This window comes from Salinivibrio sp. PR6 (genome assembly GCF_001995955.1).
Classification (GTDB): domain Bacteria; phylum Pseudomonadota; class Gammaproteobacteria; order Enterobacterales; family Vibrionaceae; genus Salinivibrio; species Salinivibrio siamensis.
On the sequence record NZ_MUFA01000005.1, the window covers coordinates 73,002 to 89,853 of the forward strand.

16 protein-coding genes are annotated in these 16,852 nt (G+C 49.5%); 7 read left to right on the forward strand and 9 right to left on the reverse strand.

The genetic code is table 11. The features are described from left to right. Positions 1–28 precede the first annotated feature (28 nt). On the forward strand, positions 29–1,306 hold the full coding sequence (locus tag BZG72_RS05460; protein ID WP_077666298.1) for a DASH family cryptochrome: 1,278 nt from the start codon (positions 29–31) through the stop codon (positions 1,304–1,306). Positions 1,307–1,324: 18 nt separating this feature from the next. On the opposite strand, the gene BZG72_RS05465 is transcribed toward BZG72_RS05460, so the two are convergent. The 3 genes from BZG72_RS05465 to BZG72_RS05475 all read right to left on the reverse strand — a co-directional run bounded on the left by BZG72_RS05465 (position 1,325) and on the right by BZG72_RS05475 (position 4,710). Continuing rightward, positions 1,325–1,936: an esterase/lipase family protein gene (locus BZG72_RS05465; protein WP_077641673.1), complete on the reverse strand. Its 612-nt coding sequence runs from the start codon at positions 1,934–1,936 to the stop codon at positions 1,325–1,327. Positions 1,937–2,151: 215 nt separating this feature from the next. Next, a complete protein-coding gene (locus BZG72_RS05470; protein WP_241832521.1) occupies positions 2,152–3,522 on the reverse strand; it encodes a YjiH family protein in 1,371 nt (456 codons plus the stop codon). A 345-nt stretch (positions 3,523–3,867) separates the two neighbouring features. Next, the gene (locus BZG72_RS05475) at positions 3,868–4,710 is read right to left on the reverse strand and encodes a hypothetical protein (protein WP_077577837.1); all 843 of its coding nucleotides are present in this window, start codon (positions 4,708–4,710) and stop codon (positions 3,868–3,870) included. A gap of 200 nt (positions 4,711–4,910) precedes the next feature. Between BZG72_RS05475 and BZG72_RS05480 the strand changes: the two genes are divergently transcribed. Then, on the forward strand, positions 4,911–5,246 hold the full coding sequence (locus BZG72_RS05480; RefSeq protein WP_046073283.1) for a DUF440 family protein: 336 nt from the start codon (positions 4,911–4,913) through the stop codon (positions 5,244–5,246). Positions 5,247–5,335: 89 nt separating this feature from the next. On the opposite strand, the gene emrD is transcribed toward BZG72_RS05480, so the two are convergent. From emrD to BZG72_RS05505, 5 genes are all read right to left on the reverse strand, one after another. After that, positions 5,336–6,544, reverse strand: a complete 1,209-nt coding sequence (emrD, locus tag BZG72_RS05485; protein ID WP_077666300.1) for a multidrug efflux MFS transporter EmrD — start codon at positions 6,542–6,544, stop codon at positions 5,336–5,338. A 191-nt stretch (positions 6,545–6,735) separates the two neighbouring features. Further along, entirely contained in the window at positions 6,736–7,197 is a 462-nt protein-coding gene (locus BZG72_RS05490) for a methyltransferase family protein (protein WP_077666301.1), read from the reverse strand. A gap of 106 nt (positions 7,198–7,303) precedes the next feature. Beyond that, positions 7,304–7,909 (reverse strand): GTP cyclohydrolase II, encoded by a 606-nt coding sequence (locus BZG72_RS05495; RefSeq protein WP_046073286.1) that lies wholly within the window; start codon positions 7,907–7,909, stop codon positions 7,304–7,306. A gap of 157 nt (positions 7,910–8,066) precedes the next feature. After that, positions 8,067–8,624 carry a sugar O-acetyltransferase gene (locus tag BZG72_RS05500; RefSeq protein ID WP_046073287.1) on the reverse strand — a complete coding sequence of 186 codons (558 nt, stop codon included), beginning with the start codon at positions 8,622–8,624 and terminating at the stop codon, positions 8,067–8,069. A gap of 5 nt (positions 8,625–8,629) precedes the next feature. Beyond that, positions 8,630–9,904 carry a patatin-like phospholipase family protein gene (locus tag BZG72_RS05505; RefSeq protein WP_241832522.1) on the reverse strand — a complete coding sequence of 425 codons (1,275 nt, stop codon included), beginning with the start codon at positions 9,902–9,904 and terminating at the stop codon, positions 8,630–8,632. A 753-nt stretch (positions 9,905–10,657) separates the two neighbouring features. Between BZG72_RS05505 and BZG72_RS05510 the strand changes: the two genes are divergently transcribed. The 5 genes from BZG72_RS05510 to BZG72_RS05525 all read left to right on the forward strand — a co-directional run bounded on the left by BZG72_RS05510 (position 10,658) and on the right by BZG72_RS05525 (position 15,944). Beyond that, positions 10,658–12,145, forward strand: a complete 1,488-nt coding sequence (locus BZG72_RS05510) for a sodium-dependent transporter (protein WP_046073288.1) — start codon at positions 10,658–10,660, stop codon at positions 12,143–12,145. Beyond that, on the forward strand, positions 12,142–12,243 hold the full coding sequence (locus tag BZG72_RS16105) for a MetS family NSS transporter small subunit (RefSeq protein WP_100297978.1): 102 nt from the start codon (positions 12,142–12,144) through the stop codon (positions 12,241–12,243). The genes BZG72_RS05510 and BZG72_RS16105 overlap by 4 nt, the downstream gene beginning before the upstream one ends. A gap of 269 nt (positions 12,244–12,512) precedes the next feature. Then, on the forward strand, positions 12,513–13,232 hold the full coding sequence (locus BZG72_RS05515) for a response regulator (protein ID WP_046073289.1): 720 nt from the start codon (positions 12,513–12,515) through the stop codon (positions 13,230–13,232). Then, positions 13,222–14,670, forward strand: a complete 1,449-nt coding sequence (locus BZG72_RS05520) for an ATP-binding protein (protein ID WP_046073290.1) — start codon at positions 13,222–13,224, stop codon at positions 14,668–14,670. The genes BZG72_RS05515 and BZG72_RS05520 overlap by 11 nt, the downstream gene beginning before the upstream one ends. Further along, positions 14,670–15,944: an ABC transporter substrate-binding protein gene (locus BZG72_RS05525; protein WP_241832523.1), complete on the forward strand. Its 1,275-nt coding sequence runs from the start codon at positions 14,670–14,672 to the stop codon at positions 15,942–15,944. The genes BZG72_RS05520 and BZG72_RS05525 overlap by 1 nt, the downstream gene beginning before the upstream one ends. A gap of 47 nt (positions 15,945–15,991) precedes the next feature. On the opposite strand, the gene BZG72_RS05530 is transcribed toward BZG72_RS05525, so the two are convergent. Beyond that, complete coding sequence (locus BZG72_RS05530; RefSeq protein WP_077606234.1) at positions 15,992–16,795, reverse strand: DeoR/GlpR family DNA-binding transcription regulator; 804 nt, start codon at positions 16,793–16,795, stop codon at positions 15,992–15,994. Positions 16,796–16,852: the final 57 nt, after the last annotated feature.

A 16,852-nucleotide genomic window follows, 5' to 3' on the forward strand; every position in this document is an offset into this window, starting at 1 on the left:
GCGTATTGGAGGGAAAAAGGAGATAGGTATGCAACGCGGATTAATGTGGTTTCGTCACGACCTTCGAATACATGATAACCCTGCACTCGCCAATTTAGCCTCGAGCTGCGATCAGCTGACCTGCGTGTTTGTGATTGACCCGAGCTGGTATCGTGCGGATCACTTTCAAAGTAAGCACCTCGGTGCCCCACGGGAAGCGTTTTTGTGGCAAAGCCTAACCGAACTGCATCGCGCCCTGGATGCGATGGGGCAAAAATTGATTATTCGCACCGGCAAGCCGCTAGAGGTGGTGGCAAATCTGTGTATGGATCATGAGTTTGACCTTATTGGCGTCACCGACCACCCAGGGACACGTGAGCGTCACCAGATTGATACGCTGGTTGAGCGCTTTCCGCAGCGGGTGGTTGTCTCGGATGCTCACACCTTGTTTACCCAGCATCAGCTGCCGTTTGACTTACCTGAGATCCCGACGACCTTTACTCAATTCCGTAAAGCGGTGGAAAAGCGCGGGATCAAACCACGCTTGCCGTTACCAGTACCTGAGTCATTGCCAGCCCCCATCACAGCGATTAAGTCCGACCCAGCGCCCCTATCTGATCGTCGAATAGCCCCTTATCAAGGCGGTGAAATCGCCGGACGTGCGCAACTGAATCATTACTTATGGGATACCCATCGTATTCAGCGCTATAAAGAAACGCGCAACGGCCTTGATGGTTGGGATTTCTCGTCACGCTTATCGGCTTGGCTCGCTAACGGCAGTTTGTCCGTGCGCTGGGTCGCCGCAGAGCTCGATCGATATGAGCGCAATGTTGAAAAAAACGAGTCAACCTATTGGCTATACTTTGAGCTGTTGTGGCGCGAATATTTCCAATGGATGCTGTATCACTATGGCGCCCGCTTTTTTGCGTTCAAAGGCATTGCCAACAAACGGCCACTCACCACTTTTTATGCCGAAGCCTTTATGGCATGGCGTGAAGGCACGACGTCCTTTCCTATTGTCAATGCGGCGATGCGCCAGCTTAAACAAACCGGATGGCTCTCGAATCGCAGTCGTCAATTGGTGGCCAGCTGCTTAGTCCATGAGTTAGGTGTTGATTGGCGCTATGGCGCAGCATACTTTGAGCAGCAACTGATTGATTTTGATGTAGCGGCTAATTATGGCAATTGGCAATACTTAGCAGGCGTTGGTGCCGATCCGCGCGGCAGCCGCCGGTTTAACCTCGACAAACAAGCCGCGCAATATGACCCCGATGGGACGTTTGTTAATACTTGGGTGGGAACACACGAATCATCCGAACTAAAGTGACCTTATCAAACCATCACTTTAGCCCTCGGCGGCTGGCACAGCCGTCGGCTCATATTGAGCGACTAACTGAATCACACGCTCACTGACCCGCCTTGAAAACAGTAATGCAATGTGGGTCACCGAGTACAGATCGTGACTGGTCATGCCCTCGATTTTGGTTTCTTCGACCAGCACAGTGCCATCGCAGACTTGGTTTTTTAACAACAGCGCCGCAGGTCCCCAGGGGCAATCGCCGGCAAGGCTATGTAACGGCGGAAGATTCTTCCAAGGCCTGACCTTGTCAGGGATAAGCATGTCTTCGCTACGTTGAAACAACCAGCCGCCCCACCCCAGATCGCCAAAAATACTTGCTAACTTAGCGCCTTGATGCGGCGTGCCCAAAGTGATCACCGCGCGAACATCGAGAGGCGGTCTATCACACCGCTTTGTGCTCTGTTCCAAGTAACGGCGAATAATGAGTCCGCCCATCGAATGGCCAATCAAGATCGCTGGCTGGTCACCAACAAAGGCATCGATTTTGGCGGTGATACCCTCTAGGTCCGGATTGAGCGTATTATACGAAACATTCAGTACCTGGTGTCCATGTTTTTCTAAGCGCTCGCACAGCGGAATCAAAAAAACACCGTGCATGTATAATCCATGAAGAGTGACTATTTTCATCCCGCCTCCCATTAGCCGCTGCGTTCAGCATACCAATATATGTCCCTTTCTGCCCATAGGTGGTTGATACAACCGAGGGCTTGTATCACAACAACGAGGACGCGTTAACAAAAAAACGCCCCACAAAAAGTGAGGCGTTGATGATGTAAGGAGTACGCGCATAGCGGCTTATGCGTAGCGCCTAATTAGAAAATCAGGTGAGCAACCCCTGCGATAACAGGCAGAGTGACTAGCGTACGTAAAATAAAGATCACGAACAGCTCCCACAGCTTGACTGGGATTTTGCTTCCCAGTAGTAAGGCACCCACTTCCGAGATATAAATCAGCTGGGTCACCGATACCGTAGCAATCACAAAACGGGTCATTTCACTGTCGATTTCTGCGGCTAAAATGGCAGGAATAAACATGTCTGCAAAACCAATCACCATGGTCTCAGAGGCTTTCACCGCATCAGGGATATGCAATAGTTCAAGCAATGGCACAAATGGCGCCCCTAGGATGCTAAACACATCGGTGTACTCAGCGACCATCAACGCCGCCGTACCAATTGCCATCACAACTGGCAACACACCTAACACCATATCGACGGCGTTTTGTACGCCTTCTTTTAGCACACTGCTTACCGAGCGAATTTTCTCGGCACGTGTCAGAGCACAGTGCAGTCCATAGCTCAGCGTATTGTGGCCAGCCGGTAGGACTTCATCATTGGTTTCACGCTCAGAGTTATCGATAAGCGCATCTTTTTTCCAGCTCAGAGGAGGAAGACGAGGAACGATGATCGCCGCCGCAATCCCAGCTAAACAGACGGTGAGATAGAACCAAGCAAACATGTGCATCAAGTCGACTTGCGCTATCACCACCAAACTAAAGCTGATTGAAACCGCAGAGAACGTCGTGCCAACCACTGCCGCTTCACGCTGGGTATAAAAACCTTGCTCATATTGTTTACTGGTCATCAAGATACCGACGCTGCCATCGCCCAACCAAGAGGCGGCACAGTCGACCGCAGAGCGCCCCGGCAGACCGAATAACGGACGCATTACCTTGGTGAAAATAGCACCAAGCAGCTCGAGCAAGCCGAAACTTGTCAGTAGCGGCAGTAATAGACCAGCGAAAATAAACACGGATAACAAGGTAGGCAATAGCTCATTGAGCACAAAGGCCCCCGTTGTTTCACCCATGATGACTGGCGAGCCAAAACCATAAAACGCCATTACGATGAAGGCGGCACCGAAAACACGGGTGACAAGCCACACCGGAGAGACATTAAACAAACCATTAAGAAAGCCATTTCGCATGATAACGGCAGGCTTGGTCAGCGTAACCAACACTGAAACGACGGCACTCAACACCACTAAGGCAGTGACGACCGCTGTTGCACTGTTACCTAGTAAGTCCAAGACACTGCTCGCCATTACCGCAATCGGGATGGTGACGCTGTCACCGAAACTGACTGGCGTCATAAAAAGGAACAACCCCAATAATGATGGGATTGCGAACATCAGAATATTTCTCATCGAAGGTGACTTCGTAGAGAGAGTGTCAGTTTTTTGCATACGTCTGAATCCTGAATTTTTATTTATCTCACCGCGAGCATCAACGCCTTTGCTGATTAATTATTCACTCACTGTGACTAACTGGCATGCAGATTATCGAATCATACACAGGATGTAAATAACTATTTAGTCATAAATACTGAATAAATACACCCTAAAAGCAGATTACACATGCCTACTGGTGGTTTTATAGTTCAACAAACCATCTTTTGTGAAAAGTTTGTTACACCGTTTTATTGACCAAGATCAGATTCTGTTACTCACTTGTAGGGAATGAGGCGGGTTAGCTCACAGAATACGCTTAATGTTCAAGCGTCCAACGCCAGCATCGTTGCCAAACGCTAGTTAACCAATTTTAAAGTCAATGCGCGCATATTCTTTGATCAACCAATCGCCAAAGTCATTGAGGAGGGTCATGACAGCACGTTTTTTTACCGGTTTGCGCTCTAGCAGGATAAAAAGTCGCTCAATCGCCATTTTTTTATCCGGGTAGTGTTTAATAAAAGCATCCGCACACTCGTTGAGTGATTCACTCCACTGCGCTTCTTTATGAAGTACCAAACCAAATGCACCGCGTATCAGGGTGTCTGCAATCGCTTGTGCGGTATTTAGCTGAGTGTTCCATGTGGTAGCGGCGGTGATTTTTTGTTTGGCACGCGCGAGTTTGTCAGAGATATCTGGATTCATCGCTTTCGCCACTTCCCAGCTGGCTTCAAACAAACCAAAACTGACCGATAAGTCTTGGCCATAGAGGCAAATGGCTCTGTGTTTAAAAAAGAATCCCCAGTGAAAGACTTGTGAGAGATCTCTAACATGTGACACGGTCACGATATCGATATGGCAATCACTGATCACCTTGCTATGACTGGTTTTTAATCGCCATAGCAAGGTGTTTAATGCGTTCGATTGATCAAGCGTCAGGGCGTGTTGGCACACCACAGTCAGCGATAGCACGCTGTCTTTCACCACGGCTCGCCGCCAAACAATATCTCCACTCACGTAGACGCTGTGAAGCCGCTTGCCGAGCAAGCCACGTAGTTGCTTCACCGCTTTAATCATCACGGGGATAAATTCAGATTGAAACGGGGCACGCCGGTCGGGCTCCGGTAAATAAGCGTTTCTGGATTGCAACTGAGTCACGACTTTCACACAGGTTTGAGTACGCGCGCTATTGTTGGTCATCTGCATAAACAAATCAACGCTCTAACTGTGGGTCTGCTTTTATTTTAGCCAGAGGTTGTCTATTTGACCATGAGAGCCGTCGGTTGAGAGGACAAACACGGATACGCTTTAGATACCTCTTTGTGCAGGTCAACCGATACGGCGCGGCTGAGATACCCCTTACAGCATGGTATAATGCGCATACATACAGACAACGAGAGCTTACCATGACGCAAGAGAATCAACTCAGCTTGGAGACCGTGCTAGAGATCGCGTTCGAGATTTTTGCCGAAACGGCCCCAGACAACTTGGAGTTCGACGATTTAATGCTCTATGAGTCACGCTTTGAAGAAGAAGGGGGCGCTGTGGTGGTTGAAGTAAACAATGATTGGCCAGAGCATGTGGGAGCGGATGTTGACTTATCTCAGTGTGCCGAGGTGCAAATGGGTATAGCTGGCGCTGAGGTGCTAGATGAAGTCTTTGTTCGTATGCTCATCAGCCGAGATCCGGATAATAAATTCTGTCATTTATTGTGGAAGCGCAGCCCAACACAGATCCACTAGCCCTGCCCCACAGAATAACGGCAGCGATAGGTGCTGCCGTTGTGGATGCGAACTGGCGCTGACTTCATAGGATAATACCGGTTGAATGATTACAGTACGGTCACTGAGTCCGCGTCATCATGGGCGTGAGCGCGATAACTGATGACCAGTCCCAAGCTTGCCAGCGTCGCCAATGTCAGCATGATGACCCCTAATGATAATTGGCTAGCCACACCGAAACTACTGGCGACGAGTGTTACCAGCCCTGCCAATAGATTTTGCGCGCCGCCAAGAATTGCCCCTGCCGTGCCAGCATGGTAAGGAAAAGGACTAATCGCTCCTGTACTGGCTGCCGGAAAGAGAATACCTGCACCAGCAAAATAGACACAGCCGCCACCCACTAACGCATAGAGTGAAACATCACCGAGCATACCGGGTAATCCTATGATGCCTGCCCCCAACAACGCTAAGACACTGCCCAATGTCAGGGTGGGATAATACCCCATACTTTCGGAAAGCCGGCTCGACAACCCTGACCCGACTAAGTATGCCGGCAGAGGGACAACAAACAGCAAACTGATCACACTCGGAGACAACGCTAACGCATCTGACATGATCACACCTGCCGCCGCCTCGAATAAAGATACACCGGAAAAAACGGTAATTAAGCACAGCAAATACCCTTTAAATTGATGTGATCGCATAACATGACGATAGCGCGCACCAAAATGACCAGGTTGGCGTAAATCGGCAGGCAAAGTCTCGCTAAACCGCCAAGCCATGACTGTATAAACCAAGACACCGAGTAACAATAAAAAGAAGTAGCTGGCACGCCAATGTAGGGCCTCGGTTAACCATCCTCCTAGAAGCGGAGCCACTAAGGGAGAAAAGATCAGTCCCATACTAACTAGGCTATTGGCGCGGTGCAGTTTGGCCCCGGAAAAACAATCTCGGGTTAAGGTGCGCGCCATGGCGCCGCCGCAGCCAATGCCCGCGCCTTGAACCATACTGCCCAGTAAAAATACGGCAAAGGAGGTGGCCAACAAGGTGATAGCCGTCCCGACTAAAAACAATGCCAACCCAAACAAAATAACCGGCTTACGACCGATGCGATCGGAGACAGGGCCATAAACAAACTGCGATAAACCATAAGGAATAAGATAACAAGCCATCACCGCTTGTAACCAAGCGGGTGATACAGCGAAGTCGTCTGCCATTGCACCGATGGATGGTACATACATGGTTTGGGTCATTTGCCCAACCGCCGCTAATAGAACGATCAATAGCAATAGCTTGCCCATAGGCATTGCCGAGGACATACCAGCACTCCTAAAAATAATTATGCGAAAATAAGTAAGAAATAGGTATCGAGGTTGAGGGTAAAGGCCTAGCCCACCTAGCCACCTAATGATAGACAGGCGAATGATAGGCTTTAAGAGAGAGTGTGGCAATCAGAGTTGAGAATAACGATCCCGATTCTTTATTATATTAAAGATTAGTTTATCTAATCCTAAAGCCAGCGTCGGACACGAGCTACATAAGCGTCAAAATCATCTGGCCATTGGCGTGATAAACGGGCTTCTTCAGCAGGAATAAATGTGGCGGATAGGTAGGCCATAAAAGCGGGAATCATCCCCCAGCACCATAGCGCATTAAAATAAAGCCCAGCTGCGGCGATAATGAGTACCAACGCCAGATACATAGGGTTGCGGGTATAGCGATAGATCCCAGTCGTCACCAGCGCTGAGGGCATTTTCAGCGGATCAAGCGTGGTGTGATGGCGATGAAACGCCCATTTAGCGGCGGCTAATAACCCCACGGCTAACCCCAGAGGCAAGGCAGCCCACATCGGGGCACCCAGTACCAGCGAAAAAGGAAAGAAATGGCTCAGTGATAAACCAATTGCAATCGCAATGAGCATCGCCACGGGAGGCAATGGGGGAAAGAGATAATGCCATGTTTGCACACGCATGACTCGTCCTTGAGCAATGACTGATATAATGGCAATAATGTAGCGAATATAGACAGTGATTGTCACTGCCTGGCTGGCAAATTAGCCAATTTTTAGCGACGAATGTTTAATCTTGCTCAATATTGAGACGGTGCTTACCATGCTCAATCTTTGCCTTAAGATAGTTGCGGTTGCCGTCTTTAAGGTGGGCTTTGGTGCCAATCACTTCTTTGAGGGTAACCCCTGCCGCTTGCAGCTCTTCAATCTTTTTGGGGTTATTGGTGATCAAGCGAATACAGTGAGCGTCTAACGCTTTTAGCATCTGCGCCGCTTCGGCAAAATCACGCAAATCATCCGCAAACCCCAAATGGTTGTTCGCTTCATACGTCGTCATCCCTTCGCTTTGTAACTTGTAGGCATCCAGCTTGTTATACAGCCCTATCCCCCGCCCTTCTTGGCGCAAATAAAGAATAATACCGCCATCTTCACCCATCTTTTGGATGGTCTCTTCAAGCTGCTCGCCACAATCGCATCGAGAGGAATGGAAAACATCACCGGTTAAACACTCGGAATGCATGCGAACCAAAGGCGGATCGGCTTTCTTATCGGCTTGTTGGAAAATTAGCGCGACGTGCTCTTGCTCAGACTCTAAACCATGGAAGGAAAGGATCTCTGCTGGGATCTGGCTTCCCACCCCGACTTTCAACGGCACTCGGGCCCTAACTTTAACCATTCTGCGTCTATCTCTTACTGCTGATACCCGATTGAGGGCGATAACATTACTACACCCACATCAGTATGCCAATTCAAAAATGTTATATTATAACATTTATCGGGAGGATGCGATAAAATCGTATTGGGAGGTATCTGTCACCTTGTCTCTATCCTCATCATTGCAAACGCCGTACCACCGCAGCCGGATTGCCAGCCACAATAGAAAAAGGTTCGATATCCGTATCAACCACTGATCCGGCTTCAATCACTACCCCTTCACCGATTGCCGTGCCTGCTTTTATCACGGTATTTCCCTCGATGATAACGTTATTACCGATGATGACATCCTGAGAAGACTCACATTCACCGCGGGCAATGTCTAGCGGTAATACGCGATGACGCGTGGTATAGATCCCAACGTTGGGGCCAATACTCACGTTATCGCCAATACTGACATGCGCCCCGTCTAAAATGGTGCAATTTGGACCGACGCTAACATTGTTGCCAAGATGAATATTCATCCCATAATGGCAAAAGAAAGGCGCGTCGATTTCAACGTTATCGCCAATACGGGCGAATAGCTTGGTGGTTACCACCGCTAAACTGGCCGCATCTTCAGGATCGAGCCGGTTAAACTGTTGGCAAAGTCGGCGCGCGGCATATCGAAACAAAGTCAGCTCTTCATCCGCAGGACAATAAGGCAAGCCGCGTTGCATTTTTTCAAATTCTGTCATCGGCTCTACCCTTGATGCGGCATTCTTACTGACGTTGGCTCAAAGCTAGGGTTATCTACAGTCGACATAGAAACCAGCGAGTCACCGTATTCACGTAAGAATTGGTTCCCCAGCGAGACCCCTAGCTGATAGTCGGCTTCCAATGCCTCCGGCTTACTCAGTAAGGCACTACTTTGCAACGGAGCGCTCGGCGCAATTTGCACTATCTGAGCACGCGCAGGCGGTGACGCCAAAAATTGCAGTTCACTTTGATAGCTTTGATAATGCGTCGTCAGCATCTTGAGCATTTCAGTGTTTAGCGGCTTGCCGGATAAAGACTGGAGCCGATAAATCGTGTCGCCACCAAAAAGCCAACGACCACCATTTTGCATCGCTTTCTCTTTCATACTGTCGCGCACACGATTAACCAATTGCTCGCGGCTGGACTTATAGCGATCTGACAGTTCACCGATTTGCTTACTGAGCTCTTTCTGGAAGGTTTCAAAGCGTGCAAGTCGATATTTGGACTCAAAGTTTGATAAATAGTCGGAGAGCTTAAATTGCGGCCTCTTCGCCTCAAAGCGTTCGCGTAGTGTTTCAAGAAAGCGCCGGTTCTCATCATCACGTTTATCTTGTTCAACCACTGGCTCAGTGCGAACCACGACGATAATATCCGCCCCGCGCGCAAACGCTTCTTTTGCCGGGATCGCCGCTGTTACCCCACCGTCCACATAACGGTGCTCACCGATGTTCACCGGATGCGGATAAAGTAGCGGAATCGCACAGGTCGCTTTCAGGGCATCTGGCCAGGTGTCTTCTGTCAGTGAGAAGAAGGCTGGTTGCAGCGTATCTATGTCAGTCGCGCATGCATAAGCATAACGGTTTTGCAGATGGTGCCGCGCCGCTTCCATATCCAGAGCCGTTTCTTTACCAGGTAACGCCGTGTCTAACGCCCAATCCAAGTCCATGTAATGCTGCCGGCGAACATACTTCATTAAATGGAAGAAGCGCTCCTGCGTGGTGAGTTGGGTAATAAAGCGGTAACCATATTGGTACTGTTGGCAGACATAGGCACTCATATTGAGCGCCCCCGCCGATGTACCAAAATAAAGCTCAAAGGGGTCAAATCGGTGGGTTAAAAACGCATCCAGCACACCTGCTGTAAAAATACCTCGTTGTCCGCCCCCTTGAAGCACAAGGGCTATGCGCTGCGGCCGCGCGTGAGTCCCGCTCTGTGCGCCAGCGGTCAGCGCGTTGTCGGTCAACACCGTGGGCTGCACGGCTTGATTGGTTTCTACCACGTTCGCCCCTTACCATCACATTTAGCGTTATGCTTATGTTTTATTGACTATTTTTAATTAGCTAAGTCTCACAGTTTAACGCGTCGTGTGACACTGTGCTAGCGCTACCGTGCCGTGGCATCGTCATCAAACCGGAAGCCACCGAACCAAGTGTTGTCTATGCCATTACCGCCACGGCGGCAAACGTAAAAATAAGGCCGAGTGCGCAGGCAGTCGTGACCAGTGCATAAGTGAGTGTCGTATTCATGATGTCCTCCTAGGTGATAACGCTGCTATAACAAGTATAAACCACATTTAGTGTGCGTCTTTGTTGTCTAAAATTCTGCTAATGAGATCATGTTTTCTGGCGCTGTGGCACGCGCTCAACACGTCTTGGCGTTGTTTTTTTCATCAATTGACGAGCGAACAAAAATAACCATTAATCACCACTTATTGATAATTATGATAGTTTTTATCACTACATAGGGTTAACAAAACATGATTTATATCTACCTCACTCTACCAATAGCAGGTTAACCCCCATTTTTTTGCTAACTTGTTGGTTTTAAGGCTATTGATTTAGCCTTACGCTGTGCTTAATGTGCAATGACTGCCCGCTTTAGATAAAAAATTCAACATTCGGGCAACAGGAAGTTAAAAATCAATATTGCGGGAATGTGCTATTTCTTTCATATCGGCCAAAAAACGCAGCCTCACAACACTGCTTATTTGGATGGGCGTAAAGAAAGGCGATTCGCAAAGGAGTAAGTAGATATGAAAAGAGAACAATGGGGCTCACGCGCTGGGTTTATCCTGGCTGCCGTGGGGTCAGCAGTCGGCCTAGGGAATATTTGGCGCTTCCCTTACATGGCCTATGAGAACGGTGGCGGTGCCTTTTTTATTCCATACCTTTTCGCCATGCTCACCGCGGGTATTCCATTTATGATTATGGAATTTGGGCTAGGGAAAAAACTGCGCGGCTCATCGCCCGTGGTGTTTTCTAAGCTCAATACCAAATTTGAATGGCTGGGGTGGTTTCAAGTTTTAATCGCGGCAACCATCGGGATTTACTACGTCGCCGTTATTGGCTGGGCCATTTCATACTTTGGCTTTTCGTTTGGCCAAGATTGGGGCACAGACACCAACGCCTTCTTCTTCTCCGATTACCTAAAATTGGGGGAAAACTCTCCCACCAGCTTGGGTGATTGGCAGTGGCACATCGCGATTCCAATGATCATTGCTTGGGCCATCACCTATGCAGCCGTTTTCCGTGGCGTAAAAGGCGGCATCGAAAAAGCCAGCAAAATCATGATGCCTTTGCTGTTTATCATGGTGTTGTTACTCATTGGCCGTGTGGTGATGTTGCCAGGGGCACTGGATGGTTTGAACTATCTGTTCTCGCCTGACTTTAGCAAATTGGCCGATGCCAGTGTGTGGTCCGCCGCTTATGGGCAGATCTTCTTCACGCTGTCGGTGGGCTTCGCCATCATGCTTGCTTATTCTAGCTACTTGCCAGAAAAGTCCGACGTCAACAACAATGCTTTGATGACGGTATTGATCAACTGTGGCTTCTCAATTGTTGCCGGCGTGCTGATCTTCTCGATTCTTGGCTATATGGCGGCGGAACAAAGCAAAGGGATCACCGATGTCGTCAGCGGGGGCGTTGGCCTAGCGTTTGTCACGCTACCTGCTGCGATTAATTTGCTCCCTATCCCTTATATTCTTGGTCCATTGTTCTTCCTCGCATTGGTTGTTGCTGGCTTGAGTTCGCACATTTCCATCATTGAAGCCGTGACGTCGTCAATTATGGATAAGCTCAATGTGACTCGTCAAAAAGCGGCGACAGCCGTATGTGGGGTGGGCTTTGTCGTATCAATGGCGTTCGCTACCAACGGCGGTCTATTGCTGCTTGACTTGGTTGATTACTTTGTTAACAACGTTGCACTGCTCACAAGCTGTTTGCTTGAGCTGTTGCTGGTCGGCTGGCTAGTTAAACTGTCAGACATCCGTCAGTATGTTAACCGTGTCTCTGAATTCAGCGTGGGTCAGTGGATGGAAATTTGTATCCGCTTTATCAGCCCCATTATGCTGGCGGTGATCTTGGTGAAAAACCTGATTGACACCTTCAACGAAGGCTACGGCGGTTACGCACAATTCGAATTACTGACCCTGGGTTGGGGCTTGGTCGCTGCCATGCTGGTGGTTGGTATTATCGTTAATAGCACCACGACCCCTGCTCGCGATATGGAGACAGACGCATGACAACAGGCGCAATCATCATGATGCTTATCGGCTTTGCCGTCACTTGGGGTGGCGCGGCCTTGTGTATTCGCAAAGCGATGCACAGCAATAGCGAATAGCTCGTCACGGTTCATAACACACTGTGATGTCAACCAAAGCCCTCTTATATAGAGGGCTTTGTCTTTTTCACGATCTCGCGTCGTCAAGCAATGAACTATCTGCCTTTTTATACCTTTCCCCCTCCTGGGTGTCTGCTCTGACATCATCACCAAAACGGTTATCAACAAGTCGCTGATTAATTACACAAAGAGCGGCTTTGTTTGTAGCATCTCAACGATAAAGCACCGATAATGGAGGAACTGACTTTAGCAACGAGGACAATGGCGATATGGCTTCAGCCAAACGCATCTTAGTGGTCGACGACGATGTCGAAATCCGTGAGCTTCTCCAAGCTTATCTCACCAAAGCCGGTTACGAAGTGATGACCGCGCAAAACGGTCATGAGATGCAAACTAAGCTGGCTGTCCAATACCCGGATTTAATTTTACTCGACGTGATGCTCCCAGGGGATGATGGCTTTACGCTATGCAAAAGTATTCGTAAAGATTCGAGTGTGCCTATCATCATGCTCACCGCTGTATCAGACGAAACGGATCAAATTGTTGGGCTAGAGCTAGGCGCCGATGATTATATCGCCAAGCCCTTTAGTCCACGCCAATTGATCGCCCGTATTCGTGCATTATTACGTCGCACCCAGCAATTGCAGGAGACCACGCTGTCCCGACCCAAAGCGATTCGGTTTGGCCAGTGGCGTCTAGAGCCTGCCACCCAGCAATTGCACCAGGTTGTTACTGGCATGGAGATAGAGTTGTCGGCGTCTGATTATGCCCTGCTGATGCTGTTTATCGATCACCCACACCAGTTGCTCGATCGTAATGCGATTAGCCAAGCGACGCGCGGCCGCGATGCTCAGGCACAAGAACGTGGCATCGATGTACAAGTCAGCCGCTTACGCCAGCGCTTACGTGACACAGGCAAAGCGAACTTGATTAAAACTGTGCGTGGTGCGGGTTATATGTTTGTCGCTGAGATCCAATATGAATCATGAATGGCTAGAAAAGCTGATCCCTCGCTCTTTGCTATCACGCACCTTGCTGCTGACCTTGTTATCCGTGGTATTGGCGCAGGGTATTGCCACCTCAATTTGGTATACCCAATCAAAACGAACCCAGCTTGCGGGGCTAGAGGCGGCGTCGGCGAGTTTAGCTAACATGTTTGCCTCAACCACCACCTTCTTTCAATCGTTGCCCGTTGCTTATCGGCATGTGGCGCTTAATCAATTACGTAACATGGGCGGGACACGGTTTTTTGTCTCCTTTAACAAAGAAAAAATCCAAATCACGCCTATTGAAGAGACACAGGCGAAAAAGGTCGCCACCCGTACCGTATCGGGCATTCTCCACGAGCAGCTCCCGTCATTGAATACCATTGATGTTGACTTTTCGCGCCCTGAAACCTTACGCGTGCTCAACAACGACATTTTATTGCAAGACTTGCCCAAATCTTGGGCACATCACACGTTAAGTTTAGAGCCATTAAATCCCCCCATTTTGGTGGTACAAATGGAGCTGAAAAAAGATGAGTGGATCTATATCGCTGCATTGTTACCCGCGCCCTATGTCACGCTCGATGATACCTTGATTACCGCCGATCAAGTGGTCTTTATCGTGGTGATCACTGCGCTATTACTGTTCTTTACTTACACCTTGATTCGCCAGCAAGCACGCCCCTTAAAACGTCTGGCCAAAGCAGCGAACTTGTTTAGCACCGACATTGAGCAACCTCCCCTGAAGGAGGAAGGCGCGGCAGAAATCGCCATTGTGACAAGGGCGTTTAACCGTATGCAGCGTCGCCTACAACGTCACCTACGTGAGCGCGAAACCTTATTCCGCTCCATGTCGCATGATTTAAAAACGCCTATCACCCGCTTACGTTTACGGGCCGAATTAATTGATGACGACCTGCAAGCCGCGAAGCTCAATAAAGATTTAGATGATCTTGAAATCATGGTTAAAGGTGCCGTACAAACGGTCAGAGACACCGATATCCATGAGAACATGGCGGCTATTGATGTCATTGATTTCCTAGCGATGATTGTCGAACCACACAACCAAAACCGTATTCGAGTCAGTATTGAAAGCGACGCAGTACCTCCGTTTACGTGTAAGCCACTCGCCTTCAAACGCTGCTTATCCAATTTAATTGATAATGGTGTGAAATACGGCGATAAAGTGACGATTTATGTGATGGACGCAAAACACACGTTAGATATTACCCTGATTGACGAGGGGCCAGGTATTCCTGAGCAAGAGCTCGACTCGGTGTTTGACCCTTATGTACGCTTACATGATGATAACGACGGTTCGGGGCTCGGTTTAGGGATTGCGCGCGATATCATCCACGCGCATGGCGGGGATATGGTGCTCAGTAACCGCAGTGAAGGCGGCCTGCAAGTTGATATCAGTTTTCCTCGGGTAGAAGAATAATGGCACGTTTAACACGCTTAAATAGATACCTCTCTCAATGGATCATCGGTGGCATGCTCGCCACCTATAGCCTTGCAGTGTCCGCAAGTGATGTTGAAGTTTTACACTGGTGGACATCGGCAGGTGAAGCCAAAGCCGCCTCTGTCTTGCGAGAAGGCATTGAGCAACAAGGCCATCAATGGCAAGACTTCGCGGTCGGTGGCCGCGCAGGGATAAGCGCGATGAACACCTTGAGGATCCGTGCCATCAGTGGTAACCCGCCCCTTGCGGCACAAATCAAAGGGCCGGAGATCACCGAATGGGCCCGTTTAGGCTTTTTACGCAACCTCAATGAGATTGCTGAAGCGGAAAAGTGGGAAGATAAAATCCCTGCCCCACTACGTGATGTCATGCAGTACCAAGGTAACTATGTGGCAGCGCCCATCAATATTCACCGCGTAAATTGGCTGTGGGTCAACTTACGCGCCTTTAAAGCAGCCAATGCCGACATCCCTACCGACTTTGATAGCTTTTTTGCTGCCGCCGATAAATTGCAGCAAGCAGGCTATATCCCACTCGCGTTGGGAGGGGAGCCATGGCAAGTCGCGACGCTTTTCGACAGTCTGGCGCTATCAGTACTGGGGCCACAAGATTACCAACGTGCCTTTTTAGACTTTGATCGCCAAGCACTCCTTAGTGACGATGTGGTCAAAGCCTTTACCCTGCTGGCGAAGATGCGCCAATATGTGGATGACTCGGGTCAAGGACGCAACTGGAGCGATACCACTCGTCTACTCATTGATAACCAGGCAGGGATGCAAGTAATGGGTGATTGGGCCAAAGGGGAGTTTTTTGCCGCCAACCAGCAAGAAGGCAAAGCCTTTACCTGTGTCGCCTTCCCTGGGACGAAAAAAGCCTTTAGTTACAATGTCGACAGCTTTGTATTTTTCAAGCCCAATAGCCAAAGTGAGCGACAAAGCCAAACAGACATGGCCTCGTACCTCCTCACACCACAGTTCCAGCGTGACTTTAACCGTTACAAAGGCTCGTTACCTATCCGATTTGATGTGCCCCTCCCCAAGGGAGACCGGTGCGCACAACAATCACGTGATGCGTTTACTTACGCGCAAGAGAATGGCACCTTAAGCCCCAGCATGTCACACGGCCTTTCCACCACACGTTATGTACAAAGCGCGGTGTTCGACGTGATTAATGAGTTCTTCTACAACCCTGAGCAAACGCCGCGTGAAGCCACCGAGGCACTGTATCGCGCTATATTATCCGCGCAAGCTTGACGGTCGTCATGCAGGCTTTTTCATCACACAAACTTAGCCAACCCTTCTCAGTTGGCAGTTGGCGCTTGCGTGGGGCCGAGATCGCGCGAGTCACAAGGAATAAAAGCAATATCTGCCGGCAGCGTCGAGTAGTTGCTCAATACATCGTTGGTGAACACATAATCAAACTGACTTAACGTTGTCACTTTCACCGGCGCACTGCGCTGCCACTTTGAACCGTCTGCCACCAACCACCTTGCACTCGCGGCACTAAGCATGGTGTCACTGACATCCGCTTCGTCGGGGGAAAACTCACACACCCATCCCTCTTCATTAACCGCCGCACAGCCAATAATGGCGATATCCGGTTGGAAACGCGACAGGAACTGAAGCACCGAGTGTCCAACCATATCTTGGTCATTGGCGCGCAGCTTCCCCCCTGCCAGCCAAATATCGAGGTCGGGATTAGCCCCCAGAATATGCGCGATCTGAACGTTATTGGTGATTACGCGAAGGTCGCGCCTTGTTAATAGCTGCTCAGCAATCGCAGAAACCGTGGTCCCTATCCCGAGCATCACGGTCGCCCCCTCAGGAATGTGCTCGGCCACCGCGCGTGCAATCGCCGTTTTAACGCCACTGTGCCTTTGCAAACGACGTTGGTAATCGCTATTGACATGCGCAGAGGGCATATTAATGCCGCCATGGTGACGCCGAGCTAAGCCAAGCGCACAGAGCTGATTAATATCACGACGAATAGTCTGCGTCGTGACCGAAAACTGCGTGGCCAAATCATCCGTTTCTAGGTGCTCTGTTTTTGCTAATTGCGCTAATATTTCGCGCTGGCGCCAATTTAACTCTGCCTCTTGTGACACATAAGCTCCTTGTTGTATGACATTATCGACCGCTCACCTAACGATTCGGTTGACTCC

What these genes read in the sequence shown, in the direction of transcription:
- BZG72_RS05460 (WP_077666298.1), top strand. Translation starts at nt 29, where the DNA reads ATGCAACGCGGATTAATGTGGTTTCGTCACGACCTTCGAATACATGAT.
- BZG72_RS05465 (WP_077641673.1), bottom strand. Translation starts at nt 1,936, where the DNA reads ATGCACGGTGTTTTTTTGATTCCGCTGTGCGAGCGCTTAGAAAAACAT.
- BZG72_RS05470 (WP_241832521.1), bottom strand. Translation starts at nt 3,522, where the DNA reads ATGCAAAAAACTGACACTCTCTCTACGAAGTCACCTTCGATGAGAAAT.
- BZG72_RS05475 (WP_077577837.1), bottom strand. Translation starts at nt 4,710, where the DNA reads ATGCAGATGACCAACAATAGCGCGCGTACTCAAACCTGTGTGAAAGTC.
- BZG72_RS05480 (WP_046073283.1), top strand. Translation starts at nt 4,911, where the DNA reads ATGACGCAAGAGAATCAACTCAGCTTGGAGACCGTGCTAGAGATCGCG.
- emrD (WP_077666300.1), bottom strand. Translation starts at nt 6,544, where the DNA reads ATGTCCTCGGCAATGCCTATGGGCAAGCTATTGCTATTGATCGTTCTA.
- BZG72_RS05490 (WP_077666301.1), bottom strand. Translation starts at nt 7,197, where the DNA reads ATGCGTGTGCAAACATGGCATTATCTCTTTCCCCCATTGCCTCCCGTG.
- BZG72_RS05495 (WP_046073286.1), bottom strand. Translation starts at nt 7,909, where the DNA reads ATGGTTAAAGTTAGGGCCCGAGTGCCGTTGAAAGTCGGGGTGGGAAGC.
- BZG72_RS05500 (WP_046073287.1), bottom strand. Translation starts at nt 8,624, where the DNA reads ATGACAGAATTTGAAAAAATGCAACGCGGCTTGCCTTATTGTCCTGCG.
- BZG72_RS05510 (WP_046073288.1), top strand. Translation starts at nt 10,658, where the DNA reads ATGAAAAGAGAACAATGGGGCTCACGCGCTGGGTTTATCCTGGCTGCC.
- BZG72_RS16105 (WP_100297978.1), top strand. Translation starts at nt 12,142, where the DNA reads ATGACAACAGGCGCAATCATCATGATGCTTATCGGCTTTGCCGTCACT.
- BZG72_RS05515 (WP_046073289.1), top strand. Translation starts at nt 12,513, where the DNA reads ATGGCTTCAGCCAAACGCATCTTAGTGGTCGACGACGATGTCGAAATC.
- BZG72_RS05520 (WP_046073290.1), top strand. Translation starts at nt 13,222, where the DNA reads ATGAATCATGAATGGCTAGAAAAGCTGATCCCTCGCTCTTTGCTATCA.
- BZG72_RS05525 (WP_241832523.1), top strand. Translation starts at nt 14,670, where the DNA reads ATGGCACGTTTAACACGCTTAAATAGATACCTCTCTCAATGGATCATC.